We start from the raw sequence: 23,355 nt of genomic DNA on the forward strand, positions 1-23,355 counted from the left end.
GGATAATTCATGAGCCACTCGTCTACGCCAACGTTAGCTGTCGCGCTTATCGTTAAAAATGAAGCAAAACATTTGCAAGCCTGTTTAGAAACAGTACAAGGTTGGGTTGATGAAATCGTCATTCTCGACTCAGGCAGCACCGATGAAACTGAAAGCATTGCACACCAGTTTACTGATAAATTTTTTGTTAATAATGAATGGCCGGGATTTGGCAAGCAGCGCCAATTAGCACAACAATACGTAACGGCTGATTATGTACTTTGGTTAGATGCGGATGAGCGTATTACGCCTGAATTAAAAGACGATATCTTAGCGGCGGTGAAAGCGAATAAACCGAATGTGGCTTATAAAATAAATCGCCTAAGCTCTGCGTTTGGTAAGTTTATTAAGCATTCTGGCTGGTCGCCAGATTGGGTGGTACGTTTATATAAAACTACGGATATGCAATACAATGACTCTTTAGTTCATGAAAGTGTCTCTGTTCCAAAACATATCCAAATAGCGTCATTAAATGGCCGCTTATTGCATTTTACTTACGATGCATTACAGCAATACAATGAAAAAAGCGTAATATACATTAAATCTTGGGTTGACCAACGAGAAGGCAAAAAGAAAAGCTCGTTAGGTGGGGCTTTTTTCCATGGCTTTTTCTGCTTTATTCGTATGTATATTTTAAAACGTGGCTTTTTGGATGGCAGACATGGCCTATTGCTTGCGACATTAAGCGCGAGTGCCACATTTAATCGCTATGCTGATTTATGGCTACGCGCTTATCAAGAAAAAAACAAACAATAATTCTATCGTTTCTCTATCGATTTAGAGAATATGTCGATAGCATTTAATATAGCTCTGAGCCATGTGTTCTGGGCTATATTTCATTTTATTTTGACTTATATTTTCTACAAATTTACGGTAAATATCTTTATCCGTAGCAAGCGTGATAACGTCTTTTTCTGCAGTATCAAGATCATTAAGCTCAATTAGATAACCGGTTTCATTATGAATAACGATCTCAGGCATTCCTCCAACATTAGACGCTATAACTGGAATATTATGCTGATAAGCTTCTAAAATCGCTGAGCCTAACCCCTCACTTTTAGACGGCATACATAATAGATTCGTTAATTTTAAAATACTCGCAACATAAGGTGTAAAACCAAAAAAAGTCAGATTAGTTAACCCTTCCGCCATTTCTTTCAGTTTTTCTTCTTCCTTACCTTCACCTACAATTAAGAAATGAATAAAAGGATGAGAGGTCTCAAGACGTTTAGCTAGCTCAATCGTAAAAGGAATATTTTTTATATCTAACAAACTACCCAACTGAGTAACAATAAATTTGCCTTCTAACGAATTTAACTTTGTTAAAATACTCGGATGATAAGGTAATCGTGAATAACTGTCGTAAATCACATGAGTATTTTCATTTAGCTCACGTACATTCCCTGCAACCTTTTCGCTAACAGCAACAATTGCGGCGGCCTTTTGATAACTTTTTTCTGATGACTTACCTTTTAATAACTTATCAACACGACGAGAAATAACGTATTTTTTATTTGTTACGGTTCCTATTAATCGAGCAACATGAGCACCTCGACCATCATGAGCATGAATAATGACTTTTTTATTTTTCCAACAAAATTTAATGGCTTTTGTAATGCTAACTTGAGATATATTCCCTTGATTTTGGGATAACTCATTAATTCGATTACTAAATGGCGATCGATTTTTTGTTATTATCAATTGATTATAATCTGATAATTCCTTAATTAGATTTAAGGTTTGAACCTCACCGCCACCAAATCCTGACGCTAAGTTTATATGTATAATCGTTGTATTTATCATATAATTATTAATATTACCCATGCATAATTAATGACTATACTACAAAATGAAAACTAACGTCATCTATCCGGGCACTTTTGACCCCATCACCAATGGCCACTTGGATTTAATTAAACGCTCAGCAGCAATGTTTGATCACATCATTGTGGCGGTGGCGGCAAGTCCGAGTAAAAAAACCTTATTCACTCTTGAAGAGCGCGTTGACTTAGTTAAAAAATCAATCGCAGGTCTAGATAATGTCTCTGTAGACGGTTTCTCTGGTTTGATGGTTGATTTTGCCAAACAAAAACAGGCTAATTTATTGGTTCGTGGTTTAAGAACAACCATGGATTTTGAGTATGAGTTTGGCTTAACCAGTATGTATCGTAAGTTAATGCCTGAATTAGAGAGTGTGTTTCTTACGCCTTCTGAAGAGTATGCATTTTTATCTTCAACCATTGTGAGAGAAGTTGCTTTACATGGGGGAGATGTTCAACAATTTGTGCCGACGGTTGTTTATCAAGCCATCATAAATAAAACCGTCGATTAACGCTTTTTTGTCAGGTGGTTGACAACACCTGACAACATTCACACCAAAACGTATTTCTCTGCCCTATTTTCTCTTCTTGTATCTTAGTCGCACACAATAAACACGCTTTGCCTGCTCTGCCATATACATTTAATTCTTGGACGAAATAACCGGGCTTACCATCAACCTGATTAAAATCCTTCAGTGTTGTGCCACCTTGTTTTATCGCTTTTTCTAATACTGTTTTTATTTCATCAACCAATACAGACAGTTGTACTTCACTTAATTTACCAGCTGGCATTTTTGGATGAATTTTAGCATTAAACAAGGATTCACTGGCGTAAATGTTACCTACGCCAACGACGACGGCATTATTCATTATAAATTGCTTGGTGACTGTTTTTTTGCCTTTTGCTTTTTCTTGTAAATAATCCGCATTGAACTCATCAGTTAGAGGCTCTGGTCCTAGTTTTTCAAGCAGTGCGTGCGATTCACCGACACCCGAGTATAGCCATGAACCAAATCGGCGTGGATCATGGTAGCGCAGCACTTTGCCGTTCTCTAATACTAAATCTACATGGTCATGTTTCGCCGCCGGGATCATCTCATCAAGTACACGTAAATTACCCGACATGCCCAAGTGAATCATTGCGCTGCCAGTTGGTGTATCAATTAATAAATACTTTGCTCGACGGCGAATAGATTGGATACGTTGACCCACTAGCTTTTGTAATTCTGTCGGTATCGGCCAACGCAATTTGTCTACACGAGTCACAATGGCTTTAATTGTTTGGCCTTGTAGATGCGGTGTTATCCCTAAGCGGCTGGTTTCTACTTCTGGTAATTCTGGCATGACCTTTCCTTTGTAATTATCTGCTTCTGAGGTTACATCGCGTCTTATGTTATCATTCGCGATATTATAAATGTCTTTGTGATTATCTAGAGGAAGCGTCTCATGTTTCAGCAACATTCTCGCCAATTAATACGAATAATTTGGCTTCAAGTCATTCTATTCACTGTAGTCTTGGGTTTAGGCCGTCAGGTCTTTTTACTTCAAGTGGGCGATTTATCTATTTTACAGACTCTTCCCTCTGATTATCTAGACTCATTGATCATCGGTTTACGCTTTGACTTACGTGTGGCTACCATGGCCTTTGCGCCACTGCTGTTAATTGGGTTGTGTTTGTCTGCCTCTCGCTATTATCAAGGCTTTACTAAGGCGATACCTACCTATAGCTTTGTTATTTACTTTTTAGCCGCTGGCGTCTCTATTGCTAATTATTATTACTTTAAAACCTACAATAATTACTTTGATCTGTTTATTTTTGGTCTGGCAGAAGACGATACGGTCTCCGTACTAAAATCAATGTGGATTGATTACCCTATCCTTTGGTCCGCCATTGCGAGTTTGGCTTGCGCTGCATTAACGACTGTTGTTATCAAAAAAGCACTGCAACGTTCAACACAATGGCAATGGTCAGCTCGCCCTTGGTATATCACCACTTTGTCTATTGTTATCACTATTGCGGTTTACTTTGTACTTGCCCGTGGTTCTATCGGCACTTTTCCTTTAAAACAATACCATGCGTACGTGTCTGATTATGAAGTATTAAACAAGGTGACCCCAAATGGATTCCTTGCGCTAAGCTGGGCAAACAGTGAGCATAAGCGTGCTGCTAAATTTCATTCAGTCTCTAAAAGTGAATATCAAAATCAGGTACAAAAAGTATTAGGGACTACATCTGTTATACATAGTACAGAATCCAATCAATACTTAGAGAATAACAAACCCAATATTGTCTATGCCATGATGGAAGGCATGGGATTAAATATACTTATCGAAGACAATTATCCTACAAATGATCTATTAGGTGCTTTACGCCAACCCTTTCAAGACGATTTTGTTTTTACTCGCTTCTTATCGAGCACTGGTGGGACAATGAACAGCATTGCTATGATGCTTTATCATAGTAACATCAATTCAATTAGCCACAGTCCAGTCCAAAATGTACTACTTTCTGGCTCTGTATTTTTACCTTATAAAAAGGCAGGTTATAAGGTTATTTATATTACGGGTGGCAGCCCTAATTGGCGTAATATTAAAACGTATTTTGAGCGCCAAGGCGTTGATGAGTTCTATAGTGAAAAAGACATTGAACGTGTTTTTCCTGAGTCTTCTAAATATAAAGCGGCTTGGGGAATGCCTGACGAGTACGCATTCAAACTTGCTGAAACGTTATTACAAAATACAACACAACCAATAATGATGTTTATTCAAACACAAACTAATCACACGCCTTATCAAGTACCAAGTGATTACTCTGTGTTACCACTTTCAGTATCAACAACTTCTTTGGCTAAAATGGCAAGACCAGAAACAGAAGTTAGAAAAGTGTATGAAACCTATCAGTATGCTGCTAATGCATTAGGCTCTTTCATTAATAATATTAAAGCCTCTCCTTTGGGTGAAAATACGATTATCTCGGCATCCGGAGATCATGGTATTAGAGACTACGCTATCAATGCGCCAAAAGACCTATTAACGGGTAATGGGGTTCCTTTCTATCTTTATATCCCTAAAACAATATTAGCGAATAAGAACTATCAATATGAACCGCTACGCATTGGCTCTCATCAAGATATTTTTCCAACGCTTTATTCATTCAGTTTATCTAATGTTGACTATTACTCTTTAGGTGGTCGTAACCTTTTAACCGCTAATACCAATAAGCCATTTATTGGATTTAGAGGGAATGTCACTATAACGGAACAAGGGGCCTTTAGTAATTCAAGTCCTCATATTCTGTACCCTTGGGCTGATGAACAAGCGCTAACACTATCAACTAAGGGAGTTAAAAACACGACTCCAGATTTAGCAACAGACCGCAGCCTGCTGTATTCCCTTTTCATTAACTCTCAAGTTAAGGGATTTAAAGGCGAGTAATTACTTTCTTTATCATCAACAACAAACTTTATCATCAACAACAAAAAAGCCCTTATTCATACTTAATTGTAGAATAAGGGCTTTTTTTATTACGTTATATTCTGGTTCGAGTTATTTATAGCTTTCTAACTGCTTATAATAACCGTCACGATAAGCCATGCTGCCCCATAACGCGTTAGCATTCGCTCGTTTGATTACCGCTGCATCTACATCGCTTTTGATTAAGTGATCATTCTTAAAATCATACTTGTAGGTTTGAAGCGGTTGCTCAGGTAAGAATACAACCACTTGATTGTCTTCTGTCATCCATGCAAATGTCTTATCTCGTTGCATCATTACTCGTTGCTTTTCTTTTGGAATTTCACGAGTTAAATCATGACCTAGCATTGGCGTTTTTGCGCTAATACCTGCCAATGACAATAGCGTCGGAGCAAGGTCTAACTGGCTTACTAAGCGGTTGTCTTTTTGAGCTTCAATGCCATCACCGAAGATAATCGCAGGGATACGGAAGTGATCAACTGGGATCACTTGATTGCCCCACGTTCTTGCATCATGGTCAGCAACAACAACAAACACCGTGTCTTTCCAGTAATTCGATTTCTTCGCTTTTTCTATAAACTGACCTAATGCGTAATCGGCATATTTAACGGCATTTTCTACCGTTTGTTTTGGCTCGTTATATTGTTCAATCGTATTGTCTGGGTATTCAAATGGGCTGTGATTTGATGAGCTAAACACTAGGCTAAAGAATGGCTTGCCTTCTTTTTCTAGCTGAGTGAACTGCTTATCTGCATGATCATACAAATCTTCATCTGATGCGCCCCAAGAACCCACAAACTTCGGTTTTTCAAAAGTTGGTAGATCTTGCATGTCAGTAAAGCCGTTCCCCAAGAAGAACGATTTCATGTTATCGAAATGACTTTCACCACCATAAACAAATTGTGTGTGGTAGCCATTTTTTTGTAGTAAATCAGCGATAGTAAAGAAGCCATTTTGACTCTTACCAAGCTTAACCGTTGAACGAGCGGGTGTTGGTGAGAAACCACTGGTTACCGCTTCAATACCACGCACAGAACGAGTACCTGATGCGTATAAACGAGTGAATGCCCAACCTTCATTAATGGCTTTATCTAGGTTTGGCGAAAGATCAAGACCGCCTAATTCACTGACGTATCGTGCACCGTGGCTTTCTAGCAGCAAGATAACTATGTTCTTTTGTTTACCTTGGTTTGCCGCTTCATGATAAGCCATTGACGGTTGAGTCTCTGATACAAAATCTTCCGGTGCCACATTCATGCTGTTTCTAACTTCAGAGATGATCTCTTTTCTATCCATACGTGGATAAAACTTAGATGCATCAGCCTCCGACCCCATCTGCTTATAAGCAAATAGCACAGAATAAGAAGAGTTAAGCACTAAATCATTCACTAAAGGATCGGTTGAGAAAGCGACTAACGCTGGGTTCATCGGACGGTGACCAAAAGATGAACGCGCCCCCATGATACCAAGTGCAACCACAACAAGTGCTAGCACTGGACGCCAATACCATTTCTGATACGTTAGGTTAGACACCATATGACGGCTTGCTTTCCAGCCTAAAACCACACTCAGGATACTTACAACCGTACCAAGGAATAATTCAAGCTTATAGCCACCCCATAGCATGCTCATGACTTCTTTAGGGTAAATTAAGTATTCAATGAATAAACGGTTAGGACGTAAATCGTATTCTAGAATAAACGGCGCTGTTGCGGCTTCCATGTAAACAAGAAGCCAGATACCAAAGGTGATCCACACTCTTAATATGGCATGCCACACTTTTCCTACTACGGTATCGCTCGATACGAGGGCGGAAAGCAGACCTGGCAAAATAAATAGGTAACAAAGAGAGGATATATCGATGCGTAAACCACTAATGGCTACGTCTAAGAATCCATCGGCATCGGCAACACGATCCCATTGCCATACAACTAATAGCAACCTTGAAATGGTTAAAATAGCTAAACAGACAGTAAATGCGGCTACGATAGGATAAAGAACCCCTAGCCTAGATTTTATATTATTCATTTATTCACACTTTAAAATTGAGTTTTAAACACACGAAATTTCTGTGTTCGTTATTTTTCACACGCACTTAAATCAAAACGGTTAATACTGTCATCACGACCTACCAACATCACTCGAACGGTTGGATCGTTAGCTAATGCTTCCAATGTGTCTGCATCATCTGGAGTATGGAACAAGAAGTATGGAATACCCGACAGTTGGTCAGCAATACTTGGATCATAATGAGTATCTGCTGCATTGTAACTGTGGCTGCTTAATGCACCATGACGGCTGGCAACACCACTTATATCGGAAAAGTAATACACCATTTTATACAGATTGATTAAATATTCTGATAATGGGTTTTCCATTGGTAATAAATCCATCGCTAAAATAGTTTTAAAACCTGCTCGTGTGTATTCACCCAAAACAAGAGGATTTGAGCCTTCAATGTATAAACGCTCTTTAATATTATTCACTTGGCTGATTTTGGTTAATCGTGCAATGGCTTTTTGTGTCTCTGCATCACTCATTCGGCCGACGTTTTTGTAATCTAACCAGTAATGTAGTTCACTTTCTTCAGCAAAGAGGGTTTCGAGTGTTAATGGTTTTTCACCGCGATCTAAAAATACACCATTCTCATCACGAGAAAGGAAATCGTGATCGACATAAAAACGGTCATCTTCTGGGTAATAGAAGAAATCGACTTCCACCCCTTTTGCGCCCGCATCCGCCGCTCGGCCAATGCTTAACAGAGTGTTTTCTTCTGCTTTGCTGTTGTATATCCCGCGAGCTGACCATACTTTATGGCAGTCGTTGTAAATATCATCGTGGGTTAGTTTTGCTAGTTTACTTTCTACAAAGGTGTTTAAACCATAGATACTTGCCACTAACACACACAAAAACAATGCTATCTTTCGAGCCATTACTTTATCTCTTATTCAATATTATTAATGAAGATCCTAGGCAAGCATTAAAACATATTAACGGCCTAAAATGTGAACGAATTATGGCGAGGAGCAGCTAAAAGCAAGTGCCCCTGAAACCTCTGCGCGAAGCGTCCTTAATCCTGCTCTTACCTAAACAAATACCCTGCTTCCGCACTCACCGCTATCCATTCATCTTGCCAGTTCTGCATCATCCAGAAATTAGGTGCTTGGTAAATGGTAATTCGTTGCGGTTCTTCTTGATCTTCAAGCCATACTTCTACCGTGCTTGGTGCTGGTAATTTGGTTTTTAGTACTTTCACTGATTCTTCATTCAGTACTGTACCTTGCAGAACAAACCAGCCTTCAATGAATTGTGTATCTTGAACTGACGTATCGGAAGCGACATCATAATCTGCAAAGTGCATTTTTTGAATGGCGTTAGCACCTTTAAATAAGGCTTGTACGCCTGTCGCCATTTCTACTGGTTGCTCTGGTTCCAATAAATAGGTTTTGATCAGTTGTGGGGCTTGTAGAACGCCAATAAAAACTAAAACGGCTAGCATTAGCATGTTGTTGTATTTACGGCGTGATGGTTTTCTCATTTTATATCCTTATGAAGAAGAAGCAGCAACCTGTGATTTTAACTCCTCCCCTTCTGAATAAGAGGGAAGTTGGAAGAGGGTAAAAGATTAACAGCGAGTAAATCAAGCTAACTAGAGACTCAATTCAACCTTCATCACAATAACCCCTCCCTAACCCTCCCCTTATTAAGGGGAGGGAACTGTTTTGTATACGCTGTTATCAAGCGTAGTAAACTGAATTTTTGCTCTAGCTATCTACTAACAACCCCCTCCCCTTGTATTAACATTATCAACCAAGTAATTATAACGATAAAGGGGAGGAGCTAGAAGTAAATGCCTCTGAAACCTGAAAGCGCAGCGTCCTAAATCCTGCTCTTCCCTGCTTTTCCACGCAAAAAAAAACCCAGCAACAAGGCTGGGTTTTTAATATTGTCAAAGTTGCAATCAGTAATCGAATTACTTGATTTTAGCTTCTTTGTAAAGAACGTGCTGACGTACAACAGGATCAAACTTTTTGATCTCCATTTTGCCAGGCATGTTACGCTTGTTCTTATCAGTTGTGTAGAAGTGACCAGTGTTAGCAGTTGATACTAACTTGATTTTCTCACGTGCGCCTTTAGCCATTTTCTAGATCCTCTTAAACGTTCTCGCCACGAGCACGCATTTCAGAAAGAACGACATCGATGCCTTTCTTATCAATGATACGCATACCTTTAGCGGTAAGACGAAGTTTAACGAAGCGTTTTTCGCTTTCTACCCAGAAACGATGAGTTTGTAGGTTCGGCAGAAAACGACGCTTGGTGGCATTTTTTGCGTGTGAGCGGTTGTTACCAACTGCAGGACGCTTACCAGTTACTTGGCATACTCGGGACATTGCTGTCTTCTCCAAATCGTTTCAGCTCGATATCACCTTGGTGGCAAAAAACCACTAGGAATTCCATTATGAAATAACTAATTCAAGGCTATCAAAGGTCGCGCATTATACTAACTGAATGCGCATTGCTCAAGACCCTAATGGATCATTTTTACTGTTTTTTGTGTTTTTTTTATTCAATCGCTTAAAAAAACACTCAAATCCAGCCTCTTTCGGCAAAAGAGACTATTTCTCCATCACCGATCACAAAATGATCAAGGACTCGAATATCTACCAATTCTACTGCATCTGAGATACGTTTTGTTATCCTTCGGTCAGCTTGACTTGGTTCGGCAACGCCGGAAGGGTGATTATGCGCTAAAATGATGGCGGCTGCATTATAATCTATCGATCTTTTTACAACTTCTCTCGGATAAACCGCGGCAGCATCAATTGTTCCTTCAAATAACACCTCTCCTTTAAGTACCCGATGTTGATTATCGAGAAAGAGAACATAAAACGCTTCTCGATGTCGGTCTCTTAATATTCGGGTTAAATAACGTTTAGTATGCTCTGGACTCGTTAAAGCATCTTGCTTCTCAATTTTTTCAAACAAATAGCGTTCCGTCATTTCCACCACGGCTTGTAACTGGGCAAATTTTGCTGAGCCTAACCCTTTATGACTGCAAAATTCACTTTCATTCGCCCCTAAGATCTTCCTTAATGACCCAAATTCTTTTAATAACGTATCCGCCAACTCAATGGCATTCATGCCTTTAATGCCTGTTCTTAAAAAAATAGCTAATAGCTCGGCATCGGTTAATGACTTTGGCCCTCGTGCGAGTAACTTCTCTCTAGGACGTGACTCTTGCGGTAAATTCATTAAAGACATAGGCACTCGTATTGTGGAATAGCCAAATAGGTTACGATCAATACTTCCCTTACGCCCTTTTGATTCATTACCCTTCGGCTGAGTTCAAAGCTTGATTGCAATTATGTTTTTTCTCATTTACCTATTTACTCATGCTAATTCCCGATTGAAGTACATCACTATAAAAAAAAATTATGATATGGTTAGGCCATTACGGTGAATCCACTTATATAAGGTTATTAGTGTCATGGCATCTCTCTCTGGGAAACGAATCCTTCTTGGTATTAGTGGCGGTATTGCTGCTTATAAATGCGCAGAGTTAACCCGTCGACTTATTGAACATGGAGCGGAAGTTCGTGTTGTAATGACAAACGCAGCAAAAGAATTCATTACGCCATTAACGATGCAAGCCGTCTCGGGTCATCCCGTTGCTGACAGTTTATTAGATCCTGCGGCAGAAGCGTCAATGGGGCACATTGAATTAGCTAAGTGGGCTGATATTGTCTTACTGGCACCAGCCACTGCGGATTTAATCGCAAGAATGGCGGCTGGCATGGGTAACGATTTGTTATCAACCTTGGTTTTAGCGACGGACTCTCCTATTGCCGTTTCTCCTGCGATGAATCAACAAATGTACGCCAATCTAGCGACTCAAGAGAACATTGCGACTTTATCTCGCCGTGGTATGCATATTTGGGGGCCAGCGGCTGGTCAACAAGCGTGTGGTGATGTGGGTATGGGCAGAATGCTTGAACCCATGGAGCTTGTGCATTTATGTGAAGATTTTTTTCAAAAAGATGCGGATAAATCACTTTATGGTCACTCTTTATTAATCACGGCAGGTCCGACTCGCGAAGCGCTTGATCCGGTTCGCTATATCTCAAACCACAGTTCAGGAAAAATGGGCTTTGCGATTGCCGATGCCGCTGCAAAATTGGGCGCAAAAGTCACTCTAATTAGTGGCCCTGTCAATTTAGCCACGCCTGCTAATGTCGAGCGTATTGATATTGAAAGCGCAGAGCAAATGCACAGTACGGTGATGAGTCACTCAGCGTCACATTCTATTTTTATTGCGTGTGCCGCTGTTGCTGATTTCCGACCGAGTCAGATTGCGACTCAAAAAATGAAAAAAACGGCCGATGAAGATGGTATGACCATTACAATGGTGAAAAACCCTGATATTGTCGCGTCTGTTGCTGCAATGACGAAGCAGCGCCCATTTACGGTTGGTTTTGCTGCTGAAACGCAAGAAGTAGAAAAGTATGCGCGTGGTAAATTAGAGCGTAAAAATCTAGATATGATCTGCGCCAATGATGTCTCTATTGAGGGGCAAGGTTTTAATAGTAATGACAATGCGCTTCATCTGTATTGGAAAGATGGCGATAAAGCTTTACCGTTAGCGATGAAATCGGAGTTGGGTAAGGCGATTATGTTAGAGATAGTTGAAAGACTAGAGGCTAGAGGCTATACGCTGTGCTGACTAGAGACTAGACCGCTTCGCTCCTATAAGAGCAAAAGAGCTAAAATTGATAGAATGCATAACCAAAGCAGCCATACATGCACTTTTAGTTTCTAGTTTCTAGTTTCTAGTTTCAAAAAATAATTAAGAACCATCAAATTAAAAAAACAAAGGAACCACAATGACGACAACAAAAAAAATAAATCGTCGTGATGAAATATTACAAGCGCTAGCCGAAATGCTAGAGTCCAATGAAGGGGCTTCTCGCATCACAACGGCTAAACTCGCTAAGCAAGTGGGCGTATCGGAAGCGGCGTTGTATCGTCACTTTCCAAGTAAAGCGAAAATGTTTGAAGGTTTGATTGAGTTTATTGAAGAATCACTCTTCTCTCGCATCAATCGCATTATCGAAGACGAAAAAGATACCCTAAAACGCATTGAGCTATTATTAAAGCTGTTACTGGCGTTTGCTGAGCGTAATCCGGGGTTAACTCGAATTATGACAGGTCACGCATTAATGTTTGAAAATGAACGTCTGCGCGAGCGTATTAATCAAATTTTTGAACGTATTGAGCTGCAATTCAAACAAATACTGCGTGAGCGCATGCTTCGAGAAGGCAAAGCATTCCCTGTTGATGAGGCTATTTTAGCGGCACAACTTGTTGGTCAAATCGAAGGTAGCTTCTGTCGTTTCGTTCGTTCTGATTTTAAATATCAACCCACCGCTAATTTTAATGAATATTGGGCGCTATTAAGTGCTCAAATCCAATAATTTTTACATAACTCAGGTTCATGATGTCAAAATATCAAGCCCCTATATTCTCTTACTCTCTTCTTCATCCTAAATATTGGGGGGTATGGTTGGGCTTTGGACTTTTGTTCACTATCGTTACAATTCTTCCTTATAAAGCGACCTATAAATTAGCTCGAGGATTAGGATTTCTTGGATTAACCGTGAGTAAATCTCGTGCTCATATCGCTCGTCGTAACCTTGAGTTAGCTTTCCCTGAAATGACGCCATCTGAGCGAGAAACCATTGTTATTGAGAATTTCAAAAACTCAGGATTAGCGATTTTTGAAACTGGCATGGCGTGGGTATGGCCAGATTGGCGTATAGAAAAGCACTTTAGCTATGAGAATGTTCAATATCTATTAGATTTTGAAAAACAAAACAAAGGCGTATTGGTCGTTATTGTTCACGCACTCAACCTTGAGTTAACTTGTCGAGCAATGGCTGGAGTCTCTCCGGGCTACGGCGTTTATCGACCTCACAACAACCCAGCTTACGATTTTATTCAGTATTGGGGCCGTACGAGTCACGGAAATCAAGCCATCGATCGTAAAGACGTAAAAGGCATGATTAGCAAATTACGTAATGGTGAGCGAGTTTGTTATTTGCCAGATCACGACTACAATCGCAATAAATCGGTATTTGTGCCTTTCTTTGCCGTTCCAGATGCTTGTACTACTATTGGCTCTGATATTTTGGTCAGTGCCAGTCAATGCGCTGTCGTTACTGTATCTGGATTCAGAACCTACAATAATTATCATCTGCAAATTGATCATGACATCAGCGATCAATTTCCGAAGAAAGATCCCACGGGTGTTGCAACGGTAATGAATAAAGCCGTTGAGCGTGTCATTCTCCGTGGTATTCCTCAATGGATGTGGCTACACAAACGGTTTAAAACCATGGAAGACCCAAGCATCAGAAAAGGCATTCGCTACGAATAATTGTTTGTCAGGATAGATTAATGAAAACCAATTTAATCACACGTGAGGGCTTCAATAAGCTGCAAGATGAACTCACGTTTCTATGGAAAGAAGATCGCCCCGAAGTCACAAAAAAAGTGACTTGGGCGGCGAGCTTGGGTGATCGCAGTGAAAATGCGGATTACCAATACAATAAAAAACGTCTGCGTGAAATCGACCGTCGTGTACGCTATTTGCGTAAGCGTTTAGACCAAGTCAAAGTGGTCGATTACTCTCCTCAGCAAGATGGGAAAATCTTTTTCGGTGCGTTCGTTGAAATTGAAAACGAACAAGGCGATACCCTCTCTTTTCGCATTGTCGGCCCCGATGAAATTTTTGGTCGTCATGATTACATCTCAATCGATTCTCCAATGGCTCGTGCGCTCATCAAGAAAGAAGTCGATGAAGAAGCGGTAGTAAAAACGCCTGAGGGAGATAAAGAGTGGTTTGTAAATTCGATTAGGTATTGAAGAGCAGAGACAAGGAAGAGCAGGACGGCTTCGCCTAAAGGTTTCAGGAAAAGCGAATACCATAGTTCAGAAGTGAATGCTGAAATTACAGCGAGCAATATACAGTCCCCTCACCTTAATAAGGGGAGGGTTAGGGAGGGGTTATTACAATGAAGGTAAATCGAGTGCATCGTTAACTTGATCATACGTTGTGAGCTTTGACCCCCTCCCAACCTCCCCCTTATTAAGGGGGAGGAGCTGAAAGCAGCACTTCTACGCTCTTCCTGAAACCTCGCTTTACTCTTAAAAATTTTTAACAAATAAAAGAATCAAAATGATAATAAATATAATTGCTAAAGAACTTAACGTTCGCCCTCAACAAGTTGCCGCTGCTGTTAAATTGATTGACGAAGGCAGCACGATTCCATTTATTGCTCGTTACCGTAAAGAAGTAACTGAAGGGCTCGATGATACTCAACTTCGTACCCTAGACACTCGTCTAACTTATTTACGAGAGTTGGATGACCGTCGTAAATCAATTTTAAAATCGATCAAAGAACAAGAAAAATTAACGCCTGAACTAGAGCGTGAGATCCTTGCCGCTGACAGTAAAACTCGTCTTGAAGATTTATACCTACCTTTCAAACGTAAGCGCCGTACTAAAGGGCAAATTGCGATTGAAGCAGGTATTGAACCGCTGGCTGATTTGTTGTGGACTCAACCTGAAAATACCCCTGAAGATGCTGCTCACGCTTATGTCAATGCAGAGAATGGTTTCGCAGACACTAAAGCGGTATTAGACGGTGCTCGTGCTATTTTGATGGAACGTATGGCGGAAGACGCTAACCTTCTAGAGAAAGTTCGTAACTACCTAACCCACAATGCCGAGCTTGTCTCTAAAATGGTCGCAGGCCAAGAGCTCGCTGGCGAGAAGTTTAAAGACTACTTTGATTACCATGAGCCATTAACTAAAATACCGTCGCACCGAGCCTTAGCCATGCTGCGTGGTCGTAACGAAAGCTTCTTACAATTGGCTATCAATGCCGATCCGACTCAAGAAGAAAGCGTTCGTGGTTCTTACTGTGAAATCATTATTGCTAACCATTACGGTATTACCTTAGGTTCTCAACCTGCGGATGCATGGCGTAAGCAAGTGATCAGCTGGGCATGGCGCATTAAGATCCTGATGCACATGGAAACTGAGTTAATGGGCGGCCTTAAAGAGCGCTCTGAAAACGAAGCCATCGATGTATTCGCTACCAATCTTAAAGACTTATTAATGGCCGCCCCTGCGGGTCTTAAAACCACACTAGGTTTAGATCCTGGTTTACGTACCGGCACTAAAGTCGCAGTGGTTGATGCAACGGGTAAAGTGTTAGCAACAGATACCATTTATCAAAACCAACCTCATAACAAAATAGCGCAATCTGCACAGATTATCGAAACCTTAATCAAACGTCACAATGTCGATTTGATTGCGATTGGTAATGGTACTGCTTCTCGTGAGACCGATGCCTTTGTGGGTGATTTACTGAAAAAATCAGGCTTGTCTGCAACCAAAATTATCGTGAGTGAAGCCGGTGCATCTGTGTACTCGGCCTCTGAACTAGCCGCAAAAGAGTTCCCAGATTTAGATGTGTCTATTCGTGGTGCGGTTTCTATCGCTCGTCGTCTACAAGATCCACTGGCGGAGTTAGTTAAAATCGATCCAAAAGCGATCGGTGTGGGCCAATATCAACACGATGTTAGCCAAAGCCAATTAGCGAAGAAGCTAGATGCGGTAATTGAAGACTGTGTAAATGCCGTCGGTGTTGATGTTAATACCGCATCTTCTGCACTATTGACGCGAGTTGCTGGTTTATCGACGACAATAGCGCAAAACATTGTTGATTACCGTGATGAACATGGTCGCTTTGAAAACCGTACTACATTGAAAAAAGTAGCGCGTTTAGGGCCAAAAGCGTTTGAACAATGTGCGGGCTTCTTACGTGTTATGAATGGTAAAAATCCATTAGATGCTTCAGCGGTTCACCCTGAAGCGTACCCTGTAGTAAAAACCATTGCTGAGAAAAATGGCAAAGCAATTGATGCGATTATTGGTAATACCGAGTTTTTACGCTCTGTTGCTGCGAACGATTACATCAGTGCCGATTTTGGTTTACCAACCGTAACAGATATTATTTCAGAGCTTGATAAGCCGGGTCGAGATCCGCGTCCTGAGTTTAAAACAGCGACGTTTGCTGAAGGCGTTAACACGGTATCAGATCTTGAATTAGGAATGATATTGGAAGGTGTGGTTTCGAACGTGGCAAACTTTGGTGCGTTCGTTGATATCGGTGTGCACCAAGATGGTTTGGTTCATATTTCAGCATTGAGCGATACGTTTGTTTCTGACCCACGTGAAGTAGTTAAAGCCGGCGATATCGTGAAAGTGAAAGTGATGGAAGTTGATGCTCAACGTAAGCGTATCGCTCTAACTATGCGCTTGAATGATACTCCAGGGGAAGATAATCGTCCTCAACGCCAATCAAATAAACCACAGCAACACAATGAACGCACTCAAGCGCCACGATCTTCTTCTCCTGCAAGACAGCAACATTCAAATAATGATGCTGGTAATGCGGCGATGGGTGGAGCGTTTGCTGCGGCGTTTGCGAAGGCGAAGAAGTAAGAGCGTACGATCAAGGTAGATTTGTATTCAATTCTACCTGTATCGCAACAACCCCTCCCTAACCCTCCCCTTATTAAGGGGAGGGAACAGTATCATAATCGCTGTTATTTCAGCGATCACCTCTGAAATCTGGCCCCTTCGCTTCTTGCTCTTATAGAAGCGAAGCGTTCTAGTTAGCGCAGCGTATAGTCTCTGGTCTCTGGTCTCTGACCTCAAAGCACCGCCAATATATCTGACGGATTATTCGGCACCACCGCTTTATCATAATGAAAACTGATCACGCTCCTACGGCGCACCATTCTTCCCATCTCTGCCAATTTATCTAATAACTCTTTTGGCAAATTAAAACGCATGGTGTAACCCGTTTCTTGGCCTTGTGCATAGGTATCAATTGATAATAAGCGTGCTAACCGTGCCAAATTATCATCAATATCATACAGTGTACCAATGTGAGGTTTAGTCTCTTTTTTCTCTTCCATCACATCATAACCGGGATGATCTGATGGCTCCCATGAATCACGCTTATGCTGCTTATCATCACCTTTAATTGCTTTTTCAGACGTGGTTTTACTCATCTTTGTCGTTGGCGTAACCGGTTTTTTTATACGATTTTCACGTGCTACTTGTTCTGTTGGCAAGTTAACAGAGGGTGCAATAAGCGGCACACTAATACTGTTAAGTGAAAAGTTCATAAAGCGTTTCCTTATCGTAAAACTGAGCAGAAAGTTAAATTAAACACTCATCTTCCCGCTGCAAAAAACGATGTAACTCAGCGATAAATTCATCACTGTGCGAAATAAAAGGGGCATGCGAGGCTTGTTCAAATACGACTTTGGTTGAATGAGGGATATACTCATCCATATCATGTGCGACTTTAATCGGCACTAATCCATCCAAACGACCATACATTCGGCATACTGGCATTGTTAATTGAGATAGACGCTCTCGTAGGTCTATATCGGCCAAAATCGTTAAACCTGTAGCTAAGGCACTCTGATTTGGGGCTGGTCTTGAAAACACGGCGCGTTTAACTTGTTTAATGTCTTGCTTGGCGTTTGGGCTGCCCATCGCTTGCAACGCCATAAAGCGTTCAACGGTTAGTGTGAAATCTGCTTTTAATTGCTCGGTAAATTGAGACAGCACTATTGGGTTAATACCTCGCCACCCTTTCTCAGCAGCAAAACGTGGTGAACTCGCAACCGTAATTAACTGACTGACTCGTTCTGGTGAAACTAACGCGGCTTGAGTCGCAATTAACCCACCTAAAGACCAACCTAACCACGCGGCTTTTTTAGGCGCTTGAGAGAGAACTTGCTGCACCATCTCATCAAAATCAGCACTGCCTAACTCGGCACTGTATCCATAACCTGACAAATCAACCGTATGAACTCGATACTGCGAGCTTAGTTTCTCAACAATCGGCTGCCACACTGCTCCGTTCATTCCCCATCCATGAATGAGAACCAGATCGGAACCTTCGCCTTCCGTTTGCCAATAAAGAGGGGCTGTCATCTACACTGCCTATTCGTATTTAATTAATAGTGGGTGGTTAAGTGTTCATCAGGTTACTAAGAAGGTCAATGCAAAGTTTCAGCGTAAGCCATTGTGATCACTGTCGTCTCGCTATGCCGCCCTCTGAAACGATTTGGTGCCAACGCTGTATTGCTTTAATTCCAACCCCTCCCCGATGTCAGCAATGTGGCTTGCAAACTGAACACGACACTGAAGTGTGCGGCGAGTGTTTAACCCATCCACCACAATGGGACCGCTTGTTTTGCGTTAGTGATTATATCGACCCATTAAGGGAATACGTCGGTAAATTGAAATATGCCCAACAGTTTTGGTTAGCTCAAGATTTGGGTGTATTGCTCAGTAAACACATTGCTGAACCCGCTCCGCTGATTATCCCTGTCCCTTTACACTGGAAACGATTGTGGTGGCGTTCTTATAACCAAAGCGATCATTTAGGATGGACATTAGAAAGGGAATTGAGCGATAAAAAACACCTCACTCGTTGTGATACAAAAATCATAAAGCGGATCAAAGCCACTCGTCCTCAACAGGGATTATCACGATCTTTTCGCCAAACGAATCTTCTTGGTGCTTTTAAGGTAATGAAGCCGATTAAGGAAAAACACGTGGCGATTGTGGATGATGTTGTGACAACTGGCGCGACGATTAATTTGTTGTGTGTGGAGTTAAGAAAAGCAGGCGTTGAGCGAATTGATGTGTATACGATTTGTCGAACGGGGCGGAGTAAAAATAATTAGCAAACGATTGCTTTTTGGTTTTTTATCTATAGAATCCTGTCCCAATTGATTAATCACTCATTTTAATCAATCAACCCCTATCGAGACAGGTTCTGATTAACAGCAATCACAGATTGACGCCTTCTCACTTCATGCTCCCATTCAGCGAACCATGAAGACAACGTTAGACAATTAGGAATATCGGCCATGACCGTTAAAAACAGCACTACAAGACCATCTGAACTTATTTATCAGTTAGATGAGCGCCCACCGCTACCGCACACTTTATTTGCTGCTCTTCAGCATTTATTGGCGATGTTTGTCGCTATTATTACGCCCTCTCTGATCATTTGTCAGACGCTTGGTGTTCCTGCTGCTGAAACTAATACCATCATTAGTATGTCTTTATTCGCTTCTGGTATTTCTTCTTTTATTCAAATCAAAACCTTTGGCCCAATTGGTTCAGGTCTTCTTTCTGTTCAAGGCACAAGCTTTAACTTCTTAGGTCCAATCATTGGTGCAGGTCTGGCGCTTAAAGCGGGTGGCGCTGATGTTCCAACCATGATGGCTGCCATTTTTGGTACTATCTTAGTGGCTTCAACTGCGGAAATCTTCTTATCTCGCGTTCTTGAATACGCTCAAAAAATCATTACTCCACTGGTTTCTGGCATTGTAGTTACCTTGATAGGTTTAACGCTTATCCAAGTTGGCCTAGTGTCGATGGGTGGTGGTTACTCTGCAATGGGTGATGGTACTTTTGGTAGCCTAGATAAATTAGCGCTTGCTGGTACGGTTCTGCTTATTATTGTGGTACTTAACCGTTCGACTAACCCTTACTTGCGCATGGCATCAATCGTTATCGCTATGGGCGTAGGTACAGTAGCGGCATGGGCTATGGGGATGTTAAATACCAGTATGAATCATGAGGCTGACTTAATCGCCCTACCTATTCCAATGCAATATGGCCTAAGCTTTGATTGGTCTCTGTTTATTCCTCTGGTTCTCATTTTTCTAATCACCGCTTTGGAAGCGATTGGTGATATTACCGCAACCTCTGAAGTATCAGGTCAGCCAGTAAAAGGCCCGGTTTACATGAAGCGTATTAAAGGTGGCGTATTAGCCGATGGCATTAACTCAGCCATTGCCGCAGCGTTTAACAGTTTCCCTAACTCAACATTCAGCCAAAACAACGGCGTGATTTTGCTAACCGGTGTCGCAAGCCGCTACGTTGGTTACTTCATTGCAGGTATGTTAGTTATCCTTGGTTTATTCCCAGGAGTGGCAAGCATGGTTCAAATCATTCCTGAGCCTGTTCTTGGTGGTGCTACGATTGTGATGTTCGGTACGATTGCTGCTGCTGGTGTGCGTATTATTTCTCGTGTTGAATTAGATCGTCGCGCAATCTTAATCATGGCGATGTCTTTCTCTATGGGACTTGGCTTGGCACAGAAACCTGAAATTCTTCAGTTTATGCCGGAGATGATTAAAAACATTTTCTCATCAGGTGTAACGGCGGGTGGTGTGACCGCGATTCTTCTGAATATTATTCTTCCAAGCTGTGAAGTGTTTGAGGAGGAGAAGGAAGAAGCGAAGATCTAACAGCTTATAAATCAAGTTAACTATGAATTCAACTCTACCTTTATCGCAATGACCCCTCCCTAACCCTCCCCTTAGTAAGGGGAGGGAACTGTATTGCGCACGCTGCAAGCAAAGCGGTCTAGTTAGCGTAGCGTATAGTCTCTATTTCCCAAGCGGAAACATCACTTGAACCGTCAAACCACCTTCTCGGCGATTCGCTAAACTCACTTCACCTTGATGCTGACCGACAATACGTTTTACGATCGCCAAGCCTAAACCTGTGCCTTCACTTCCTCGTGCTGTATCACCTCGCGTAAAAGGTTCAAACACCGATTCTAATTGAGCCTCATCAATCCCAGGGCCATTATCTTCAATAATAATCCATGCGGTTTTATGGTCAGCAGAAACGCGAGTGGATACTGCAATCCAATCACCACCATAACGGATCGCATTAACGACTAAATTAGTGATCACCCGTTTAATCGCAATCGCATTACCATGCACAGATTGAGGTATATCAGCTAAGTTCGTCTTGATCTCACGCTCATAACCGCCTTCAGCCAAAATCACTTCGTTAACGATGGTGTTGATGTCTACATCGATAAAATCTTGTTTTGCTACTGGTTTGAGATAATCCATGAACTGACCGATGATATCATTACACTCTTCGGTGTCTTTAATCATATTTTCTGCGAGATAATCGTCTTGTGGCGACATCATTTCAGTTGCTAAACGAATGCGAGTCAATGGGGTTCGAATATCATGACTCACCCCTGCCATTAGTAAGGCCCTATCTTGCTCTAGCTGCTGAATTCCTTTCGCCATCTGATTAAAGGCCCGAGTCACGGCTTGAATTTCTGAGGCACCTTTTTCTGGTAGTGGTTCTGGGATCTCTCCTTTACCTACTTTACGTGCGGCGGTTTGCAATGCCATCAATGGCCGGTTCTGAATGCGTATAAATGCCCACCCACCCAAGATCACTAACAAAGCGATGAATAAACTGTTTCTAAATAAGGGGGCAAAATCTTCTTCTTGCAGTTCCGAAAGCGGGATCCGCATATAAAACTCAGGCATTGCTTCCGTCTTCATCCATAGAACGTAACTGTCTGCTCCTAGAATCAAACGCACTTCTGTTGGTGAATTTAGCTCTCGCGTCATCTCTTCACTTAAAAATTCAACCGGACTTGCTTGGAAAAACTCCCTCATTTCAGGATCATGTTCATCATGAATGCTTACGCCTAATTGTTCTAATAGCTGACGACGCAATGGTTGGCCTAACTGCACACTTTCGCCATCTTCTAGAGTGACATCTTCTGCTAACATTAAGCGCACTTCATAAGCGAGAATACGGTTGAATTGCTGCAAGCTTGGTAATAAAGCGTAGTTAAATACCGCAAGGTAAGAGAATATTTGACTGGCGATTAGGAGTGAGGCAAGGAGTAAAAGTGTTCTGGCGAAGGTACTTTTCATGGGAGTTCTCTGTTTGATGATGAATTTGAAGAGAGCTAGAGGCTATACGCTGCGCTAGCTAGAAACTAGTAAGAGCAAGTATGGTTGGTGTGGTGAATTCTAGGTTCCAGATATACTCGCTTTTGGCTTTTGGCTTTTGGCTTTTAGCTCCTCCCCCTTACTAAGGGGGAGGCTGGGAGGGGGTCTAGAACTAACAGCAAATAAATAAAGTTAACTATGAACTCAATTCTACCTTTATCGCAATAACCCCTCCCTAGCCCTCCCCTTATTAAGGGGAGGGAACTGTATTTTACACGCTTCAATCACGACGATCTAAATTCTAGATCTTCCGCTTTTGCTCTACGCTTCGGCACCATCCGGTACAAACACGTAGCCTAATCCCCATACCGTTTGGATATAACGAGGGCGGCTAGGGTCAACTTCAAGCATACGACGAAGACGAGAAATTTGAACATCAATCGAGCGTTCCATTGCTGAATACTCACGACCACGCGCCATGTTCATCAACTTATCACGCGACATTGGTTCACGCATATTCGTCACAAGTGATTTAAGTACCGCAAATTCGCCCGATGTTAGCGGCATTGGCTCTTCATTGCGGAACATTTCACGTGTTCCTAAATTTAAGCGAAACTCACCAAACTCAACCACTTTATCTTCTGCACTTGGTGCACCTGGTGCTTCTGTTACTTGACGACGTAAAACTGCACGAATACGGGCCAGCAGTTCACGTGGGTTAAATGGTTTTGGTAAGTAATCGTCTGCACCGACTTCTAAACCAACAATGCGATCAATTTCATCGCCTTTTGCCGTTAGCATTAAAATAGGTAGCGTATTATTGTTACTGCGCAGACGACGACAGATAGATAATCCATCTTCACCCGGTAGCATTAAGTCCAATACCATTAAGTGAAAGGTTTCTCGAGCTAATAGACGATCCATTTGTTCGCTATTTGCAACACTACGTACTTGAAAGCCTTGCTCTGATAAATAACGTTCCAGTAACGAACGCAAACGAGCATCATCATCAACAACTATAATCTTATGCTTTTCTTGCATGGGCTTAACCTCAATATAGAACTTATTTCAGTTTACGCGTAACTTTAGGCAAATGAAGTGCTATTTCATAAATAATGAGAGGTTAAATTGTTAC

Annotated in this window: 22 protein-coding genes; 10 read left to right on the forward strand and 12 right to left on the reverse strand. The window is 41.5% G+C overall.

Annotation, left to right across the window (positions count from 1 at the left end):
• The first annotated feature begins 9 nt into the window (after positions 1-9).
• Entirely contained in the window at positions 10-795 is a 786-nt protein-coding gene (locus Q1K78_RS00155; protein WP_300173046.1) for a glycosyltransferase family 2 protein, read from the forward strand.
• Positions 796-816: 21 nt separating this feature from the next.
• Here Q1K78_RS00155 and Q1K78_RS00160 read toward each other — a convergent pair whose 3' ends face one another.
• Positions 817-1,863 carry a glycosyltransferase family 4 protein gene (locus tag Q1K78_RS00160; RefSeq protein WP_300173049.1) on the reverse strand — a complete coding sequence of 349 codons (1,047 nt, stop codon included), beginning with the start codon at positions 1,861-1,863 and terminating at the stop codon, positions 817-819.
• 25 nt (positions 1,864-1,888) lie between these two features.
• Here Q1K78_RS00160 and coaD point away from each other — a divergent pair, with 25 nt between their 5' ends.
• Positions 1,889-2,371, forward strand: coding sequence for a pantetheine-phosphate adenylyltransferase (gene coaD / locus Q1K78_RS00165; RefSeq protein WP_300173053.1), 483 nt, complete (start codon positions 1,889-1,891; stop codon positions 2,369-2,371).
• A gap of 10 nt (positions 2,372-2,381) precedes the next feature.
• On the opposite strand, the gene mutM is transcribed toward coaD, so the two are convergent.
• Entirely contained in the window at positions 2,382-3,203 is an 822-nt protein-coding gene (gene mutM, locus Q1K78_RS00170; RefSeq protein ID WP_300173056.1) for a bifunctional DNA-formamidopyrimidine glycosylase/DNA-(apurinic or apyrimidinic site) lyase, read from the reverse strand.
• Positions 3,204-3,305: 102 nt separating this feature from the next.
• On the opposite strand from mutM, the gene Q1K78_RS00175 reads away from it, so the two are divergent.
• A complete protein-coding gene (locus Q1K78_RS00175; protein WP_300173059.1) occupies positions 3,306-5,294 on the forward strand; it encodes an LTA synthase family protein in 1,989 nt (662 codons plus the stop codon).
• A gap of 111 nt (positions 5,295-5,405) precedes the next feature.
• Here the strand turns inward: Q1K78_RS00175 and Q1K78_RS00180 are convergent, their stop codons facing one another.
• From Q1K78_RS00180 to radC, 6 genes are all read right to left on the reverse strand, one after another.
• A complete protein-coding gene (locus Q1K78_RS00180) occupies positions 5,406-7,361 on the reverse strand; it encodes an LTA synthase family protein (protein ID WP_300173062.1) in 1,956 nt (651 codons plus the stop codon).
• A gap of 50 nt (positions 7,362-7,411) precedes the next feature.
• Positions 7,412-8,266, reverse strand: coding sequence for a hypothetical protein (locus tag Q1K78_RS00185; protein WP_300173065.1), 855 nt, complete (start codon positions 8,264-8,266; stop codon positions 7,412-7,414).
• 149 nt (positions 8,267-8,415) lie between these two features.
• Complete coding sequence (locus Q1K78_RS00190; RefSeq protein WP_300173068.1) at positions 8,416-8,871, reverse strand: hypothetical protein; 456 nt, start codon at positions 8,869-8,871, stop codon at positions 8,416-8,418.
• Positions 8,872-9,306: 435 nt separating this feature from the next.
• Positions 9,307-9,474: a 50S ribosomal protein L33 gene (gene rpmG / locus Q1K78_RS00195; protein WP_012549068.1), complete on the reverse strand. Its 168-nt coding sequence runs from the start codon at positions 9,472-9,474 to the stop codon at positions 9,307-9,309.
• 13 nt (positions 9,475-9,487) lie between these two features.
• Positions 9,488-9,724, reverse strand: a complete 237-nt coding sequence (gene rpmB, locus Q1K78_RS00200) for a 50S ribosomal protein L28 (RefSeq protein WP_012549069.1) — start codon at positions 9,722-9,724, stop codon at positions 9,488-9,490.
• A 196-nt stretch (positions 9,725-9,920) separates the two neighbouring features.
• A complete protein-coding gene (gene radC, locus Q1K78_RS00205; protein ID WP_300173084.1) occupies positions 9,921-10,595 on the reverse strand; it encodes a DNA repair protein RadC in 675 nt (224 codons plus the stop codon).
• Positions 10,596-10,821: 226 nt separating this feature from the next.
• Between radC and coaBC the strand changes: the two genes are divergently transcribed.
• The 5 genes from coaBC (at position 10,822) to Q1K78_RS00230 (ending at position 16,905) form a co-directional block, all read left to right on the forward strand.
• Entirely contained in the window at positions 10,822-12,054 is a 1,233-nt protein-coding gene (gene coaBC, locus Q1K78_RS00210) for a bifunctional phosphopantothenoylcysteine decarboxylase/phosphopantothenate--cysteine ligase CoaBC (protein ID WP_300173087.1), read from the forward strand.
• Positions 12,055-12,214: 160 nt separating this feature from the next.
• Positions 12,215-12,805, forward strand: coding sequence for a nucleoid occlusion factor SlmA (gene slmA / locus Q1K78_RS00215; RefSeq protein WP_300173090.1), 591 nt, complete (start codon positions 12,215-12,217; stop codon positions 12,803-12,805).
• Between the two features lie 23 nt (positions 12,806-12,828).
• Positions 12,829-13,767 carry a Kdo(2)-lipid IV(A) acyltransferase gene (locus Q1K78_RS00220; RefSeq protein WP_300173093.1) on the forward strand — a complete coding sequence of 313 codons (939 nt, stop codon included), beginning with the start codon at positions 12,829-12,831 and terminating at the stop codon, positions 13,765-13,767.
• Between the two features lie 20 nt (positions 13,768-13,787).
• A complete protein-coding gene (greB, locus tag Q1K78_RS00225; RefSeq protein WP_300173096.1) occupies positions 13,788-14,255 on the forward strand; it encodes a transcription elongation factor GreB in 468 nt (155 codons plus the stop codon).
• A 313-nt stretch (positions 14,256-14,568) separates the two neighbouring features.
• A complete protein-coding gene (locus tag Q1K78_RS00230) occupies positions 14,569-16,905 on the forward strand; it encodes a Tex family protein (protein ID WP_300173099.1) in 2,337 nt (778 codons plus the stop codon).
• A 212-nt stretch (positions 16,906-17,117) separates the two neighbouring features.
• Here Q1K78_RS00230 and Q1K78_RS00235 read toward each other — a convergent pair whose 3' ends face one another.
• A complete protein-coding gene (locus Q1K78_RS00235; RefSeq protein ID WP_300173101.1) occupies positions 17,118-17,597 on the reverse strand; it encodes an ATP-dependent Lon protease in 480 nt (159 codons plus the stop codon).
• Between the two features lie 34 nt (positions 17,598-17,631).
• A complete protein-coding gene (gene bioH, locus Q1K78_RS00240; protein ID WP_300173104.1) occupies positions 17,632-18,417 on the reverse strand; it encodes a pimeloyl-ACP methyl ester esterase BioH in 786 nt (261 codons plus the stop codon).
• Between the two features lie 68 nt (positions 18,418-18,485).
• On the opposite strand from bioH, the gene Q1K78_RS00245 reads away from it, so the two are divergent.
• Positions 18,486-19,175, forward strand: coding sequence for a ComF family protein (locus Q1K78_RS00245; RefSeq protein WP_300173107.1), 690 nt, complete (start codon positions 18,486-18,488; stop codon positions 19,173-19,175).
• A 186-nt stretch (positions 19,176-19,361) separates the two neighbouring features.
• Complete coding sequence (locus Q1K78_RS00250; protein ID WP_300173109.1) at positions 19,362-20,753, forward strand: nucleobase:cation symporter-2 family protein; 1,392 nt, start codon at positions 19,362-19,364, stop codon at positions 20,751-20,753.
• Between the two features lie 141 nt (positions 20,754-20,894).
• Here Q1K78_RS00250 and envZ read toward each other — a convergent pair whose 3' ends face one another.
• Entirely contained in the window at positions 20,895-22,220 is a 1,326-nt protein-coding gene (gene envZ / locus Q1K78_RS00255; RefSeq protein ID WP_300173499.1) for a two-component system sensor histidine kinase EnvZ, read from the reverse strand.
• A 321-nt stretch (positions 22,221-22,541) separates the two neighbouring features.
• Positions 22,542-23,261: a two-component system response regulator OmpR gene (gene ompR / locus Q1K78_RS00260; RefSeq protein WP_300173112.1), complete on the reverse strand. Its 720-nt coding sequence runs from the start codon at positions 23,259-23,261 to the stop codon at positions 22,542-22,544.
• Positions 23,262-23,355: the final 94 nt, after the last annotated feature.

Source organism: uncultured Aliivibrio sp. (assembly GCF_946479765.1).
Lineage (GTDB): Bacteria > Pseudomonadota > Gammaproteobacteria > Enterobacterales > Vibrionaceae > Aliivibrio.